Annotated in this window: 11 protein-coding genes; 1 reads left to right on the plus strand and 10 read right to left on the minus strand. The window is 59.1% G+C overall.

The genetic code is table 11. The annotated features are described in order from the left end of the window. Window positions 1-36 precede the first annotated feature (36 nt). Complete coding sequence (locus EYD00_RS19525) at window positions 37-1,035, minus strand: ABC transporter substrate-binding protein (protein WP_022563423.1); 999 nt, start codon at window positions 1,033-1,035, stop codon at window positions 37-39. Window positions 1,036-1,399: 364 nt separating this feature from the next. Here EYD00_RS19525 and EYD00_RS19530 point away from each other — a divergent pair, with 364 nt between their 5' ends. Next, window positions 1,400-4,363: a PAS domain-containing protein gene (locus EYD00_RS19530; RefSeq protein ID WP_022563424.1), complete on the plus strand. Its 2,964-nt coding sequence runs from the start codon at window positions 1,400-1,402 to the stop codon at window positions 4,361-4,363. Between the two features lie 17 nt (window positions 4,364-4,380). Here the strand turns inward: EYD00_RS19530 and EYD00_RS19535 are convergent, their stop codons facing one another. The 9 genes from EYD00_RS19535 to EYD00_RS19575 form a co-directional block, all read right to left on the minus strand. Continuing rightward, on the minus strand, window positions 4,381-5,325 hold the full coding sequence (locus EYD00_RS19535; RefSeq protein ID WP_022563425.1) for a 2-hydroxyacid dehydrogenase: 945 nt from the start codon (window positions 5,323-5,325) through the stop codon (window positions 4,381-4,383). Window positions 5,326-5,570: 245 nt separating this feature from the next. Further along, complete coding sequence (locus tag EYD00_RS19540; protein WP_034500207.1) at window positions 5,571-7,919, minus strand: polysaccharide biosynthesis tyrosine autokinase; 2,349 nt, start codon at window positions 7,917-7,919, stop codon at window positions 5,571-5,573. Between the two features lie 108 nt (window positions 7,920-8,027). Further along, entirely contained in the window at window positions 8,028-8,933 is a 906-nt protein-coding gene (locus tag EYD00_RS19545) for a UTP--glucose-1-phosphate uridylyltransferase (RefSeq protein WP_004437677.1), read from the minus strand. 67 nt (window positions 8,934-9,000) lie between these two features. After that, entirely contained in the window at window positions 9,001-9,996 is a 996-nt protein-coding gene (locus EYD00_RS19550) for a glycosyltransferase family 2 protein (RefSeq protein ID WP_022563426.1), read from the minus strand. After that, window positions 9,996-10,940, minus strand: a complete 945-nt coding sequence (locus tag EYD00_RS19555) for a glycosyltransferase family 2 protein (RefSeq protein WP_034500209.1) — start codon at window positions 10,938-10,940, stop codon at window positions 9,996-9,998. Before EYD00_RS19555 ends, EYD00_RS19550 begins: the two co-directional genes overlap by 1 nt. Beyond that, on the minus strand, window positions 10,937-11,935 hold the full coding sequence (locus tag EYD00_RS19560; RefSeq protein ID WP_004437687.1) for a glycosyltransferase family 2 protein: 999 nt from the start codon (window positions 11,933-11,935) through the stop codon (window positions 10,937-10,939). Before EYD00_RS19560 ends, EYD00_RS19555 begins: the two co-directional genes overlap by 4 nt. A gap of 17 nt (window positions 11,936-11,952) precedes the next feature. Further along, window positions 11,953-13,134: a glycosyltransferase family protein gene (locus EYD00_RS19565; protein WP_022563428.1), complete on the minus strand. Its 1,182-nt coding sequence runs from the start codon at window positions 13,132-13,134 to the stop codon at window positions 11,953-11,955. Window positions 13,135-13,199: 65 nt separating this feature from the next. Then, window positions 13,200-13,991, minus strand: a complete 792-nt coding sequence (gene exoK / locus EYD00_RS19570; protein WP_004437693.1) for an endo-1,3-1,4-beta-glycanase ExoK — start codon at window positions 13,989-13,991, stop codon at window positions 13,200-13,202. A 4-nt stretch (window positions 13,992-13,995) separates the two neighbouring features. Beyond that, window positions 13,996-15,144, minus strand: a complete 1,149-nt coding sequence (locus EYD00_RS19575; RefSeq protein ID WP_022563429.1) for an acyltransferase family protein — start codon at window positions 15,142-15,144, stop codon at window positions 13,996-13,998. Window positions 15,145-15,411: the final 267 nt, after the last annotated feature.

The following is a 15,411-nucleotide window of genomic DNA, read 5'->3' on the forward strand; positions in this document are numbered from 1 at the left end:
CGCCGGTTGCCGGGCAGATATGTCAGAACGCGCTTTTTAAAGGGCGGCCTTGACCTTTTCCGCGACCTCGGGCGAGACCCAGCCCTTCCACAGGGCTTCGTTTTCCTTCAGGAACTGCTTGGCGCCGTCTTCGCCGGTGGCCTGGTTATCCGTCATCCAGGCGATCAGCTTGTTGACGGTGGCGTTGGTCCAGGCGCGCTTGTTGAGATAATCCATTGCCGGACCGGCACGATCGGCAAAGGATTTGCTGACCAGCGTCTGTACGTCGTCGATCGGCCAGGCGTTCGGTTTCGGATCGGCGCAATCGGCAACGGATGTGCAGCGTTTCCATTCGGCCGCGTCGTACTCAGTGCCGAATCCAAGTTTCACCATTTCGTATTTGCCGAGCAGGGAGGTGGGCGCCCAGTAATAGCCGACCCAGGGCTGCTTGGCTTCATAGGCCTTGGCGATGGAGCCGTCGAGACCTGCGGCAGAGCCGGTGTCCACGAGGGTGAAGCCGGCCTTCTCGCCGCCAAACGCCTTGAACAGCTGCGCGGTGACGACTGTGCCGCCCCAGCCCTGCGGGCCGTTGAACACAGCACCCTTGGACTTGTCTTCAGGCGATGGGAAGAGCTCGGGATGCTTGAAAAGATCAGGAATTGTTTTGAGATCGGGGTTGGCGTCAGCGACGTATTTCGGAATCCACCAGCCCTGAACAGCGCCATCGGAAAGGATTTTTGCGGCCGCGACCACTTTGCCGCCTTCCAGACCCTGCTTGACGATTTCCGGCTGCAGGCTGACCCAGGCCTCAGGTGCGATATCCGGCTGGCCTTTTTCGGCCATGGAGGTCAGTGTCGGCACCGTATCGCCGGTAACGATTTCGGCGGAGCAGCCATAGCCTTTTTCGAGAATGAATTTGTCCAGGTTGGCGGCAACTTCAGCGGATTGCCAGTTCATGCTGGCGATTGTTACGTTTCCACAGTCGGCGGCATAGGCTGCGCTGCCTGAAAAGGCGAAGCCGGCGGAAAGAATTGTGGCACCCAAAAGTATTTTCATTGTTGTTCCCTCTGGTCGCGGTGTGGCGATGACCCGGGCGCTGACGGCACCGCGACCGCCAGCACCCTTATTGAGGCTTAATAAATCTTTTGTCGCCATCCCGTTTGCGGCAATTTCTGGCGTATTGAGGATGCCATTCGCCGGACGAAGGCGCGATCGCGGGGCCATATTAGCGAAAATTTCGGAATTAAGATATTGAAACATATAGTTGTTTAGCGGCGCATCAATGATATTTCACAAGCGAGGGAACTTTTTCATTTTTTTGAAAAGTCTGGGAACAATCAGGCGAAGTTTCTGTTCTCTTGGACTTTTATCCCGTTCTGTATTACGGGAGATTTCTTCTCGATTTTTGTGGTGATTTTGAATGACCAATCTTCGTGCTGCCCCGGTATGGCCCATCGGCGGCGGTGAAACGGGTGAGCTTGTGCGCCGCTTCGACTGGTCGAAGACATCGCTTGGTTCGATTTGCGACTGGCCGCAAAATCTGAGGCAAAAAGCCAATTCCGTCGTCAATTCACCTATTCCGCAGGTGCTGATGTGGGGCCGCGATCATGTGATGATCTACAATGACGGTTATGCGGAGATCGCCGGTAATTACCATCCGCAGGCGCTGGGCGGCACGGTGCCCGGCATCTGGCCGGAAATCTGGGACTGGAACAGCCGCATTCTCGAAGCCGGTTTTCGCGGTGAAGTGTTGGCATATCGCGACCAGCCAATGACGCTTATGCGACATGGCATACCGGAAGAGGTGATCTTCGACCTGTTTTACACGCCTATCTATAATGAAGGTGGCACGGTTGATGGCGTATTGTGCACCGTGCTCGAAAATACCGACAAGGTGAAAGCCGTTGAGGCTATGGAGCAGAGCCGCAAGGAATTGAGCCGGCTCACCAACGCCCTGCCCATTCTGGTCGGATATGTCGATCGCGATTACATCTATAAATTTGCCAATGACGGTTATCTCGAATGGTTCGGCCGAAGTGGTGAAGACGTCATCGGGCGCAGCGTTCCCGAGATTGTCGGCGAGGCATTTTTCGATGCGCGCAAGGCCTATCTCGACCGGGCGCTTGCCGGTGAGAAGATCGTTTCGGATACCGTCATCAGCAGACCGGATGGCACCAAGCGCGCCGCTGAAATCCGGTATGTTCCGCGCTACATTGCCGACGGCTCCGTCGACGGCATCTATGTCCTGATCATCGATATCGAGGAGCGGAAGCGCTCGGAGCAGGAAATCCTCATCAGCAACAACCGTTTCCGCGCGGCGGTGGAGGCCGTGCACGGTGTGCTGTGGACCAACAGTGCCGAAGGCAGGATGCTGGGTGAGCAACCGGCATGGGCGGCGTTGACGGGCCAGACGCCCGAAGAATATCAGGGCTTTGGGTGGGCGGACGCCGTTCATCCGGAAGACAGGCAGGGTTCAGTCGATAGCTGGAACAAGGCGGTCGCGGAAAAATCGACCTATATCTGGGAACATCGCGTGCGCAGACATGACGGTGTCTATCGTACTTTCGCGATCCGCGGCGTGCCGATTTTCGACAAGTCAGGTGCTATTGCCGAATGGGTCGGCGTTCACACCGATATCACCGAGCAGCGGTGTGCCGAAGATACCCTCAAGGAACATGCGAGCAACCTTGAGCGTGAAATTCGCCATCGCATCCGGGCGGAAGAGCAGCTCCGGCAACTGAATGAGGGGCTGGAAGCCCGGGTCGAAGCTGAAATGGCGGAGCGCCGTCAGACCGAAAAGGCCCTTCAGCAGGCGCAGAAAATGGAATCGATCGGTCAGCTGACCGGTGGCGTGGCGCATGATTTCAACAATCTACTGCAGGTGATCGCCGGCAATCTGCAATTGCTGGCGAAAGATGTGATCGGCAATGAACGTGCGGAGCGCCGGCTGGAGAATGCGCTCGCGGGCGTCCAACGTGGCGCGAAGCTCGCGAGCCAGCTTCTGGCCTTCGGCCGCCGTCAGGCGCTGGAGCCGCGGGTCATCAATATCGCCCGTTTCGTAACCGGCATGGATGACCTGCTTCGCCGCTCGCTTGGTGAGGCGATCGAGGTGGAGGTCATCACGTCAGGTGGCCTCTGGAACACCTATGCCGACCCCAACCAGGTGGAAAACGCGCTTCTCAATCTCGCGATCAACGCGCGCGATGCCATGGAAGGGCACGGAAAGCTCACCATCGAGGTAGCCAATGCTGTTCTCGACCGCGATTACGCCCGCAAACATTCCGAGGTCACGGCCGGGCAATATGTGATGCTCGCGGTCACCGATACGGGTTCGGGCATGTCGCCGGAGATACTCGAAAAGGTCTTCGAACCGTTCTTCTCGACCAAGCCCGAGGGCAAGGGCACGGGCCTTGGCCTTTCCATGGTCTATGGTTTCGCCAAACAGTCCAGCGGGCATGTGAACATCTATAGCGAGGTGGGGCAGGGCACCACGGTGAAAATGTATCTGCCGCGTTCCGCAGCCGATGAGGACAGGGAGGTCGTGGTGCATAACGGCCCTGTCGAAGGTGGTACGGAGACGATCCTCGTGGTTGAGGACGATGAAGAAGTGCGCGGTACTGTCGTCGAAACTCTGAGCGATCTCGGTTACAGGGTGCTGACCGCACGCGACGCACAGGCGGGTTTGACGGTGGTGGAAAGCGGCATTCCGATCGATGTCATCTTCACCGACGTCGTGATGCCAGGCCCCTTGAAAAGCCGGGAAATGGCGCGTCGCGCGCAGGAGCGGTTGCCCAATCTCGCCGTTCTTTTCACCTCGGGTTACACCGAAAACTCCATTGTGCATGGCGGCAAGCTGGATGCAGGTGTGGAACTGCTATCCAAACCCTATACGCGTGAAGCGCTGGCGCGGCGCATCCGCCACGTCATAGCCAACCGCAAGCAGGTTTCGCTGTCGAGGGCGCGGCCTGGTTCTTCGAAAATCCCCGAACCCGCCATGGCGGTCGACAACCGGGAGCGGTCAATCCAGGTTCTTCTGGTCGAGGATGACGAGCTGATCCGGATGAATTCCATGGAGATGCTTTCGGAGAGCGGCTTTGCCGTTGTTGAGGCTGGCAACGCGGCGCAGGCGCTGAAGGTTATCGAATCGGAGCAGATCGACGTTCTCGTTACAGATATCGGCCTGCCGGACATGAAGGGCGGTGAACTGGCGGTGGAGGCCTTGCGCCGCAGGCCGGGTCTTGCCATCGTCTTTGCGACGGGCGACAGCCATCTGCCGGAGGGGGCGCCGGAAAGCGCAGTCCTGCTCACCAAGCCCTACGATGAACAGCAGATCATTGCCGCCGTAGAAAAGGCCCATACGGCCAGGCCGGTGGCGGCCGAATAGGCCGCCTTGATGCCGGCTCAGTAACCGCGGTCCATGTCGACGGTTTCCGGCAGCTTGCCTGTTTCCCGCCATGTGCGGACGTTGCCGGCCACGATCCGCGCCGAACTCTCCCAGCTTGTCGGCGCGGAAATATGCGGCAGGACGGTAACTTTGGGGTGCTGCCAAAATGGCGAAGCCGCAGGGAGTGGCTCCTGTTCGAAGACATCGAGTACGGCATGCGAGAGCTTGCCGGAATCGAGTGCCGCTATCAACGCATCGGCGACGATGACGGCGCCGCGGGCGAAATTGATGACTGCCGCGCCCTGTTTCATTGCGGCGAGACGGCGGGCATCGAGAAGACCGCGCGTCGCATCGGTAAGCGGCACAAGGCAGATGAGAACGTCGCTTTTTTCCAGCAATGCCTGCAGCCCTGCATCGCCGGTCAACGTTTCCACGCCTTCGATTGTTTTGGCCGAACGGCTCCATCCTGCGACGTTGAAGCCGGCATGGATAAGGCGCTCCGCCGCGGCCGCGCCGAGTGCTCCGAGCCCCAGGAGACCGATGGTCATCTCGCCGGGGTGGCGGTAATCCAGTTCCTGCCAGAGCGCCTTTCGCTGATTTTCGCGATAGGCGGGCATGTCACGCTGCAGATAATAGGTCCATGCCAGCACCGCTTCGGCCATGACGCGGGAAAGTTCCGGGTCCTTCAGCCGAACGATGGGGGGAGCCTTGCTGCCCAGTTCCAGCACCAGCCGCTCCACGCCCGCCCACAGGCTGTGGATCCATTTGAGGCCCGGAAGAGCGGCGATATCGGCCGGATCGGGATTGGCGACAATGGCAAATTCCACTGCCCGCCGCTGCTCATCCGTCAATTCGGAAAAGGAGAGGATCTCCTCCTCCGGCATGGCGGCGCGCAGCGCCTGTTTCCAAACGGCCTCCGTCTCTGCATTCATCCGTGAAACAAAGGCGATTGGTGAAGACATGGCATTGGTCCTGCTTGCGATTTTTGCGTGACGCCATCAATGCGCAATTTCGGCGGGTAATGCCATGGGTGGAATAGGGGAATTTGTGATTCTTCCGTCATGCCGGACTAGATCCGATATCCAGCCGCCGCGCGTCTGCGCGGCGCCAGGACTTCTTTCAGCTCAAGGACTTGGGCTGGCTGGACCCCGGCTCGGGGGCCGGGGTGACGGAGTGTGGATGCAACCGGCCTGTTAAATCTCTGCCACTACGCATCTTCTTTCACCGGCGGCTTTGCATCGCCGTAATAGGCCGAGAACGACTCGTGGTAATGCTCCGAACCGCCAGGTCCGGCATAACGCTGCAGTTCCGTCATGTCGGTCTTGTTGAGCACGATGCCGAGCGTCTTGTTGGCGATCTGCGGTTCGTTGGCCATCAGGTTCTGCACCATCTGGATCGGTGTCTTGCCCCATTCGGTGACGAAGACGAAGCCGTCCACCTGCGGCGCAAAGGCCTTGGCGTCGATGACGGGCACAACGGGTGCAAGGTCAACGATGATGTAGTCGCAGGCCTCGCGAGCCGAGTCGATAAACTTGCGCATGCCGGAAGAGGAGAGCAATTCGCTTGAATGGGCGAACTGGTTGCTGGTCGAAACCGGCAGAATGCCCATCTTGGTGCGCGTGTCCACTTTCACCGCCTGCGTCCATGGCACCTCATCAAGCACGACCTCCACCAGACCGGCGGATTGGCGCGTGGTCAGCATGCGGCTGAGACCCGGGTTGCGGATGTCGGCATCCACCACAAGCGTGCGCTTGCCGGTGGAGGCGATCAGGCCCGCGAGGTTGAGCGCAACGACCGATTTGCCCTCATTCGGCAGGCAGGAAATGACGCCGATGACCCGGCACTGGCGCTCCTGAATAACGACATCCGCCGTCAGTTTCACGTTGCGCAGCGTTTCCGCAAAACTGGAGCGCGGACTGTCAACGGCGAGGCGCAGCATTTTCTGGAACGAAACCTGTCCGCTGTCCTCAAGCGTGGCGTTTTCGCCGCCGGGGGTTGCGGCGCTGTTTCCGGTCTTGGCGTTTTCCACACCCCTTTCGCCGATGAAGGGAAGGTAGCCGAGAAAGCGCATGCGCAGGTTATCACGCACATCGTTGCCGGTGTGGAAGAAGCGGTCGCGGAATTCGAGAAGTGCCGCAATGCCCCCACCCAGCATCAGGCCCAATACGACCGAAAGCGCCATTGTCATGGTCTTTTTCGGGCTGGAAGGCGATGTGGGAAGACCGGCCTCGGAGATGATGCGGGCTTTGGCGATCGGCAGCGACTGCTTCTGCGAAGCCTCTTCGAAGCGTCCGAGATAGGACTGGTAGAGGGTGCGCAGGGCCGTCGCCCGCTGCTCGAGCTCGCGCAGCTGCACCATGGTGATATTGGCTTCCGAATTACGGCCAGCCACCTTGTCGATACTGTCGCGCAACGACTGTACGCGCGAATTTGCGACGTCGTATTCGTTCTTGAAGCTGCCGGTCAGCTGCTGCAGTTCCTGGAAGATCTGCTGCGCCACTTCTTTCTTCTCGGCGTCCAGCGCGGCTGCCTGCGGATGGTCTGCTCCGAACTGCTGCACAATGCCCCGTTGCCGGTCGGAAATGGTGATGTAGCGCTTGCGCAGATCCTGAATAACGGAATTGTCGGTATCACGGGCCGAGACGACGGCGTTGTCGACGGCCGTTTCCGGGCCGCGGTCGATGATGGATTTATACTGATTGTAACGGGCGGAGGCCGTCGCGGCATCCGCCTGTGCCGCAATCAGCTGGCCATTGAGATCGGCAAGCTGGCCTTCCGACATCAGTTCGCCGCGCGAGGACACGATATTGTTGTCGGACCTGAATTTCTGCACCGCAAGCTCTGCCGCCTGGGCGCGCTGGTTAAGGTCGGTCAGGCGTTCCTGCAACCAGACAGAGGCCCGCTCGCTGGCGTCGAAATTGGCGTTCAGCTGCTCGGTGAGATAGGCCTGCGCGTAGGTCTTGGCGATGTGTGCGGCCAGCTGGCGGTCAGTCGAACGGGTGGAGATTGCGATGACGGAACTGCGACCGACCCGCTCCACAGTCAGCGACTGCTGCAGCACGGCGGCAGCCTTTTCGCGGCGCCCGGCACGGATTGCGGCTTCGGAGACCGGCGGATCGCTCGGCAGGACGAGATCGAGGATACCGCGCACGGAGGATTTGACGAGCTCGACCGGCGACATCGGCGGATTGACGATGGTGTCGTTCTCGTCAAGCTTGGCCTTGTCCACCACGGTCAGCGCCATTTCCTTGGATTTCAGGATTTCCACGGCGCTGGCGATGCGGTTGTCGACGATCTGGGCAGCGGGCACAGGCGATTCCTCTTCCGCATAACGGGAGAGGCTTTCATCGAGCAGCACCTGCGTCATCGCCGTATAAACAGGGGTCGCAAGCACCAGGTAAAGTCCGGCCAAAACTACGGCGGCAATGACGGAGGCGGCAATGACGTTGGCACGGCGCACCACGGCGGCCCACAGGCGGTCGAGGTCGATGAACGTGTCGGAATCCTTGCCGGATTCCGGAAAACCGATATTGGATTTAAAGGTCTTGTGGTGCATGGACCTACCTTGTGAATTAAAAATGGTACGCGGGAAGCCGAGCAACTCTCGCCTTCCCGCCTCCCGTTATTGGTGCGCCGGCCGCCTCCCCCGGCGGCGCGATGAAAGTCAGGCCGCCTGCACGCGGCTTTCGTGGTTTGCCACCAGTTCCTTCACCGAAGCGAGAACCTGCGCTTCCATGTCGGCGCGCAGCAGCGAGAAGGCGACGTTGGCGGCGATGAAGCCCTGCTTGCTGCCACAGTCAAAGGTGCGGCCGCTATATTTCTGCGCATGGAAGGCCTGCTTTTCGGCGAGCCGCTTCATGCCGTCGGTCAGCTGGATTTCGTTGCCCGCGCCGCGCTCCTGCTTGGCGAGAATATCGAAGATTTCCGGCTGCAGAATATAACGGCCATTCAGGTAATAATTCGAAGGCGCCCTGGATGGTTCCGGCTTTTCGACCATTTCGGTCACGGCGAAGCCGTGATTGACCTTCTGGCCGACGCCGACGACGCCATAGGACGAAACTTCTTCCGGCAGGCATTCCTCGACACCGAGAATATTGCCGCCGACTTCATCGTAAAGCTCCATCAGACCGGCAATGCAGCCGCGCGCGCCATAGGAGACCATGTCAGGCAGCAGCAGTGCAAAAGGCTCCTTGCCGACCAGTTCACGCGCACACCAGACGGCATGGCCGAGGCCGAGCGGCACCTGCTGGCGGGTATAGCTGACGGTGCCGGCAACCGGCAGCATCTTTTCCAGCTGCAGCACCTGCACGGTCTTGCCGGAGCGGGTCAGCGTGTTGATGAGTTCAGGTGCGCTGTCGAAATAGTCTTCGATGGCGGTCTTGTTGCGGCTCGTGACGAAAATAATGTGCTCAATGCCGGCCTGCATGGCTTCATCCACGGCATATTGAACGACCGGCCGGTCGACGATCGTCAGCATTTCCTTTGGCATCGCCTTGGTGGCGGGCAAAAACCGCGTGCCGTTGCCGGCTACCGGAATGACGGCTTTTCTGACAGTTCTCTTCAGGTCCATCGCGTTCTCCTTCATCAAGGTTTGATCTGTCCCCAGTCCCCGCGCAGACATGGTCCGCGCGCAAATTTTATGAAATCTGCCTTTTCACCCCTGTATTCGCTGCGGGCGCAAACACGGCGTCCCGCAGCCTCCTCAGCCGCACTGCAATCGGCATTCTCAGGTGCCCCAGCACGGCAGGATCTCGGATTGTGGTCTTCAAGGCGCCGAGTACCGAGCGGCGCTTGATGTTGTCCACCAAAGTCAAAAAATTATGCGCCAGCCGCAGGCTGCGGGCTCTCGCCTGCTGCGCGTCCATGGCGGCCGGCAGCAAGGTGTAGTGGCTCAGAAATTCTTCGTCCGCTCGCATCATCGCTTCGACGTGATGAAGTTCGAGGACGCGGGAAATCGAACCTTCGCGGATATTGTAGATGTAACCCGGCTTCGGTTCGATGACGCAGAGGCCGCCAGCGGCAAGCGCCGAGGCGAGAAGAATATAGTCTTCGCCGATGCGGATATCCTCACGGAAGCGCAGTGCTTCGTTATTAAGGAAATCGCGCCGGAACATCGGTTTCATGTAGCCGAAGTTAAAGGTGGAGCGGAACAGGATGTTGGAGGAAATGAAGTCCTCCAGCGTGAGAACAGGCCGTTCCTCCAGAAACTCTTCGGGAAACATCGTCTCCATCGGCCGGCCATCGGTGTAGACGACATCGAGATTATCGACAGCGATGTCAGCGTTGGCGGCTTCTGCCCGGCACATCATGCAGGCGGAGCGCTCCGGGCGGATGACATCGTCGGAGTCGAGCACGGCGATCCAGCGCCCCGTCGCGGCCTCGATGCCAGCGTTGCGGGCGCCGCCTGGACCGCGGTTTTCTTCGAGCGCAAGCAGCCGCACGCGCGGATCGATTGCGGCGATCGCTTCAACGAAGGGAATGGTATCGTCTGCGGAGCGGTCGTCGACGACGATTACTTCCAGCGTCACGCCCTGCTGATCGAGCGCGCTTTGAACCGCGGCCTCGATCGTATCGGCGGCATTATAGGCGGCGATGACGAAGCTGATGTCTGGCGAAGAGGTGAGGTTTTCCATCAGGTCGCCTCCACGGCACCATATTGGCGGATTTCGCGCACACCGAAGGCGCCGCTCATCGAACCCATGTGCAGCGCGCCTCGCAACGCATAACGGTTGCGGCGTACGGCATTGAAACCGCTCAAGGCGGCAAAAAGAGCGCAATAAAGCACTTTCGAACCAGCTTTCACCACCTGGACGACGCGGCGCGCACCGGGTTTCTTTTCAGCCAGCACCCGTCCATGGGTCTGGCCGGAACGGAACCGGCGCTTGGCAAGCCATAGAAAGCTTGCCCGATTTTCCGGAACCGGCTCCGACAAGACAGCGTCTTCCGCAAAGACGATACGGCCGCCAGCGGCGTGGAGATGCGAGAAGAAATGTGTGTCTTCGCCGCCGGTCTGGCCAAGCGCCAGCGCGAAGCGCCGGCCCTTTACCGATGGCGCTTCCATCCTGAGCAGCGTGTTGCAGGTATAACCGGTGATGATCTCGCCATTGACCCAGACCGGAACGGTCGAGTGGAAATCTCCGCGTTTCATCCAGCCCGGCGCGTTGTCCCGGTAAACCGCAGTGACGGGGCCGAGAACTGTTTCTGCACCGGTCTCGTCTGCCTTTTCCAGAAGCGCGGCCAGCCAGTGTGGCGGCGCCGTTTCGTCGTCATCGATAAAGGCGAGATAATCCGCCTTGCATTCCGACAGGCAGGCATTGCGGGCAATCGAAATATTAGATTTCGGGCAATGCACATAGGTGATCTCGAAGGGGGCGGTTTCGCGCAGGCGATCGACGCTTGCCTTTGCGCTGGGCTCCTCGTCATTATCGGCGACAATCAGCCTAACTTTCACGCCTTCAGGCACATCCAGCTCGAAGAGTGACAGAAGTGTGGCGACAAGCGCCGGGCGTCTGTAGGTGCAGATGCCGATATCGACGGTCTTGAGATATTGCGTGCCGGTGACGGTGTTGTCGGTCATGAGACAGCCTTTCTTCCCCGGAATTTCAGGAGTTCCAGCCAGAAGCCGGTGGACCAGGCCAGATGCATCACCATTGCCGAAAAAGCGGCGAGCGGGCCGTATGGATTTTTCTGACCTATTGCCATCCACAAGCCATAACCCACACATGCGGCAATCCAGAGGCCGAGCGGAATAAGGGCTGCCCAATGCACCAGCGACAGCAGCGCGAAGATGAAGACCGGCAGCACGGCGAGCGGAATCATCTGGCGGATTTTCGGGATTGAGCGATGTTTCAACAGGTTCTTCGCCCGGCCGCGGCCATAGGCGAGATATTGCTTGAAGAGCGGCATGACGCTGGCGCGCGGATAATAGGTCATGCGGGTCTTGTCGGTCATCCAGATGCGGAACCCGGATTTGCGCAGCCGGAAATCCAGCTCCGCATCCTCGTTGTGGCTGAAGCTCTCATCATAACCGCCTACCGCATCGAAAGCTGCGATCCGCATCAGCGCGTGGTGGCCGTGGTCGATCCAGTGGCCTTTTGCGCCTTCGCGGTGCTTGGAACCGCCATTGCCGAGCTTGGAATTCTGGGCAATGGCAGTCGCCTTCTGGAACAGGCCGTGGCCGACCGTATCCATCGCAACGACAACGGAGTCCGCACCCGTCCGTTCCGCATCCTCGATCAGCCGCTGGCAATAATCATCGGGATAATCGCCATGGGCGTCGATGCGGATGAGATAATCGAAATCCTCGCCGAAGGTGGCGACGGCAAGGTTGATGCCGGCGCTCTGGATACGCTTCGGATTAGCGAGAAGCGTGACGCGTTCGTCCTTTGCCGCAAAGGCGGCAACGATATCGCGCGTTCCATCCGTGCTGCCGCCATCGGCGACGACGATGCGGAACAGGCGCCCCTGCATTGCGCCGGTGAATTTGACAAGCAACCCCTCGATCGTCTTCGCCTCATTGAGGCAGGGTATGACGATCAGCGTTCTGATGCCGGAATGACCTGGACCTTCCATGATTTGCCCCCTACGCACTACACGGGTGAAAACTGCGCTTCACGGGCGTGGCCGGAAGCGGATTTGGCCAGAGAAGACAATTGCTGCACCAGCAGACGGCAATCGTCGCGGTCGGTCAGCCATTGTTTCCTGTCTGTTGCCGACAGGGCGTGGAAGGCATCCGCATAGGTTTGCGGGGTCATCTGGTTGAAGAGGGCGGCAAGATCGTCAGCGCCCGCCTGTTGCAGGACAAAGCCGATATTGCGTTTTTCAATGAAGCGAGCCGTTTCCGTGCCAGCAAGTGCAATCGGCAGAGCGCCGTAAAGGCAGCCCTCGTAAAGCCGGTTGGGCAGCAGCCAGCTGGAATTCTGGCCTTCCTCGAAAAAGTCGATCGCCCAGGTAAGTTGCACCTCGTTATAGATCGCGGCTAGATCCTCGGGGTTCCTGTATGGCCCATGGAAATGCACATGCGGCGCTGCGGCCACGAAGCCATCGAAATCAGCAAACTCCGAATAGGCCGGCCGGCCACGCAGGATGATTTCGACCCTGCCTTCCATGCGGCGAGCGAACTCAGCGAGAATTTCAAGCGATTTGCGGCAGCGAAGCGCGCCGAACCAGCCGATTTTCCATGGCTCGCCGGGCGCGGGCGCCCGTGGTCTTGGCGTGGCGGCAACGGTGTCGTCGAGCGCCAGCACCTTGTTTTCCTGCAACAGGACAGGAAGGTCGAGGCCCGACACGGGCTTGAAATAATGCTCCACGAATGCCGGGGAACTTGTCACCAGAAGCTTTGCGTCGCGTGCGAAATAACGCTGCGCGGCATTCAGCATCTGTCCGGGCTTGCCTTCGTTGAGCAGCAGGCGATGAATATCGAGACATTCGTAAACCAGCGCCGGGCGGCCGGAATAGATCGACATGGCGCGCTTTGCCAGAGCCAGCATTTCGAGGTTCCTGGCGAGAACGACGTCGGGTGCCGGAATTCCGTTCAAGACTTTGCCGAGCGAAAGGCTGGCTTTCGCCACTGCCGCCATGCGCTGCAGAAATTGCCCGTCGGCGGTTTCCCCGAGCACGACGGGTACGACGCCTTCGATCTCCGCCAGCCGGTTCTGTCCGCGCCGGAAACCGGCCAGCGTGACCCGCGCCCCGCCTGCAAGCAGCGTCAGCACCCGCCGACGAATGGCGGGGTCTGACAGATCATGCGCGAGGTAGAGAATATGGATCATGCAGGGTTCCGGTCGGTTCGCGGGTCAAAGACGCCGCAGCACAGGATTTGGTTCAAAAAAATCGGTCAATTCAGAGCGCAGGCAATGCTTTCCGGGAACTGGCATTTGTCACCGAGCGCCGTGAAGGCGAAGCGGTCAACGACCATCTGCGATGGCCCGGCATAAGCAAACTTGCCCATCCAGTCCTTCAGCGTATCGGTGCCCCACAGGCTGAAGAAAATCTTCTGGGCGTTCTGCGGAATTTTCGTCGCGTCCGTCACCTCATGAACGAGCTTGCCGTTGACGTAATAACGCAGGCGCTGCGGTTCCCAGACGAAGGCATAGTCGTTGAAGCCGGCATCGGCCCCGCCTTCCACCGGCACCAGCTTCTCATTGCCGCCCTTGGCGGACACATATTGGTTGAGCTGCACCTGACCGGTATTTTTGCCAAGAACCTCAAAGTCGATTTCGTCGTGCGGTTTTTTGTCGGTCGGGCCGATATAGGTGAAGAAGGCGGAGTTCAGGCCAGGGCCGGTGGCGGCCTTCATGCGCGCTTCATAGGTGCCGTAACGATAACGGCCCTTGGTCTGGATTTCACCGCAGGCGAAGTTGCGGTCGCCAGCCTTGGCTTCCTCGAAGCCCAGCGTCAGCTGGCCGTTCTCCACCGTTGCCAGCTTCTTCGACCAGGTGCAGTTCTGGTGCGCGCCATTGTTCCAGCCGTCAGAAACGTACCAGAAGCTTCTGTCCATCTGGTCGAAATTCTCCATGAAGGACGTGCCATTGCCCTCTTGGGCGTTGACGGGGGCCGTGAATGCCGTTGCAGTGAGGGCGGCGGCAAGAAGAATGCGTGTCTGAACGCGGGTGACAAATGTTGTCATTGGTTCACCTCTGTCGTTGCGAATAAAGTGTTTCGGATGTGGGTGGGCCTATCGTGGAAGCCCGTTTGGCCGCGAATTCGGCCTTTGCCTTGCCTTTGCCGCTGCGGCTTCCGGTCAATACGGCATAGACGGCCGGCAGGTATTTGCGGGTCTGGGCATTGCTGATCACCAAAATGACGAAGGCGCAAAGCGTCGCGCTGATGTAGAAAGCCGGATAGAAATCCGGCCCGCCCTTGTTCCAGACCATCCACATGATGACCAGCAGCGGATAATGGGCGCAGAATATCCAGAAGCTGAGACTGCCGGTCTCGGCAAGCCTCTGACCAAGCCGGCTGCGGATCAAGATCGATGAAGACACCCAGAAGCCGAGCGCGCCGAAGACCGCGAGCAGATTGCGCGACATATTCAGCCAGAATGTGAATTCAGGGCCAGTAAAATAGAGACCTGTGGCGAGAATGGCCGACGCGGCAAATGTCAACAACATGATCGGCAGGGCATAAGGATCAAGTGCCTTGACGTCGACCCGGTGCAGCGCAAGCGCGATGCCGAGCGAAAAGCTGAAGAGGATGGATTTTTTCTGGACAATGAAGATCTTCAGGTCTGGCATGGCCGTGACGATCAGCAGGATTACGAGCGTCGGCAGCGCAAAGCGGCGCATCAGAAATGCGAGCACCGGCGACAGCAGAATGCAGACAAAAAGGTCGCGCAGGAAATAAAGCGGCACATTCACCGGCAGCTCTTCCAGCGCCGTACCATGGCTGAGTATTTCGCGCGGGCTGGCGTTCCATAGGTCGGGAAAATATCCGACGCCAACCTCGAACAGCTGGATCAGCAGCACGGCGGCAAACAGTGCGCCATTCCACAAGAGGAATGGCAGCAGCACGGTTTTCGTCTTGGAGCGGATCGTCGCCGGATAATCGAAAGCGCTCATGCCGCGGCGAAACAGCAGATAACCGGAAATGGCGCTGAGACAGGGCACGCCGATGCGAAACAGCGCGTCGCCAAGGAAAACCCGCAGCCAGTCGAAAAAGCCGTAAAGGCCAAGAAAGGGGCTGGTTTCGGCATTGTGCGGCACATGCACGAACACGATTCCTGAAATCAGCAATATGCGCATCAAGTTGATACGGGAGGATAGGTTCTGATCGACAGTCACATCAGTCACCCCTATTGGGCGGCGTCTCCCCACGCCGCGTTGCAACCAGAGCGAACTTAAGCCCGCACTGGGAAGTCTGGTTTCGACTTTGGGATAAAATGTGGCGACGCGGGAAAAACACAAGATTAGATTTTGCGGGTGAATGTCTGGCGTCAGCGCAGTTTCTATCGCGTGAAAAAATTAAACGATTGAAATAAATGAATTTTATCTAAACTCACGCTTCATTAAAAATCTCTGAAGCGTGCGAATTTGTCATTTGCCGTGATG

Source organism: Agrobacterium sp. 33MFTa1.1 (assembly GCF_004328495.1).
In the GTDB taxonomy this organism is placed as follows: Bacteria; Pseudomonadota; Alphaproteobacteria; order Rhizobiales; family Rhizobiaceae; genus Agrobacterium; species Agrobacterium pusense.

What these genes read in the sequence shown, in the direction of transcription:
- EYD00_RS19525 (WP_022563423.1), bottom strand. Translation starts at nt 1,035, where the DNA reads ATGAAAATACTTTTGGGTGCCACAATTCTTTCCGCCGGCTTCGCCTTT.
- EYD00_RS19530 (WP_022563424.1), top strand. Translation starts at nt 1,400, where the DNA reads ATGACCAATCTTCGTGCTGCCCCGGTATGGCCCATCGGCGGCGGTGAA.
- EYD00_RS19535 (WP_022563425.1), bottom strand. Translation starts at nt 5,325, where the DNA reads ATGTCTTCACCAATCGCCTTTGTTTCACGGATGAATGCAGAGACGGAG.
- EYD00_RS19540 (WP_034500207.1), bottom strand. Translation starts at nt 7,919, where the DNA reads ATGCACCACAAGACCTTTAAATCCAATATCGGTTTTCCGGAATCCGGC.
- EYD00_RS19545 (WP_004437677.1), bottom strand. Translation starts at nt 8,933, where the DNA reads ATGGACCTGAAGAGAACTGTCAGAAAAGCCGTCATTCCGGTAGCCGGC.
- EYD00_RS19550 (WP_022563426.1), bottom strand. Translation starts at nt 9,996, where the DNA reads ATGGAAAACCTCACCTCTTCGCCAGACATCAGCTTCGTCATCGCCGCC.
- EYD00_RS19555 (WP_034500209.1), bottom strand. Translation starts at nt 10,940, where the DNA reads ATGACCGACAACACCGTCACCGGCACGCAATATCTCAAGACCGTCGAT.
- EYD00_RS19560 (WP_004437687.1), bottom strand. Translation starts at nt 11,935, where the DNA reads ATGGAAGGTCCAGGTCATTCCGGCATCAGAACGCTGATCGTCATACCC.
- EYD00_RS19565 (WP_022563428.1), bottom strand. Translation starts at nt 13,134, where the DNA reads ATGATCCATATTCTCTACCTCGCGCATGATCTGTCAGACCCCGCCATT.
- exoK (WP_004437693.1), bottom strand. Translation starts at nt 13,991, where the DNA reads ATGACAACATTTGTCACCCGCGTTCAGACACGCATTCTTCTTGCCGCC.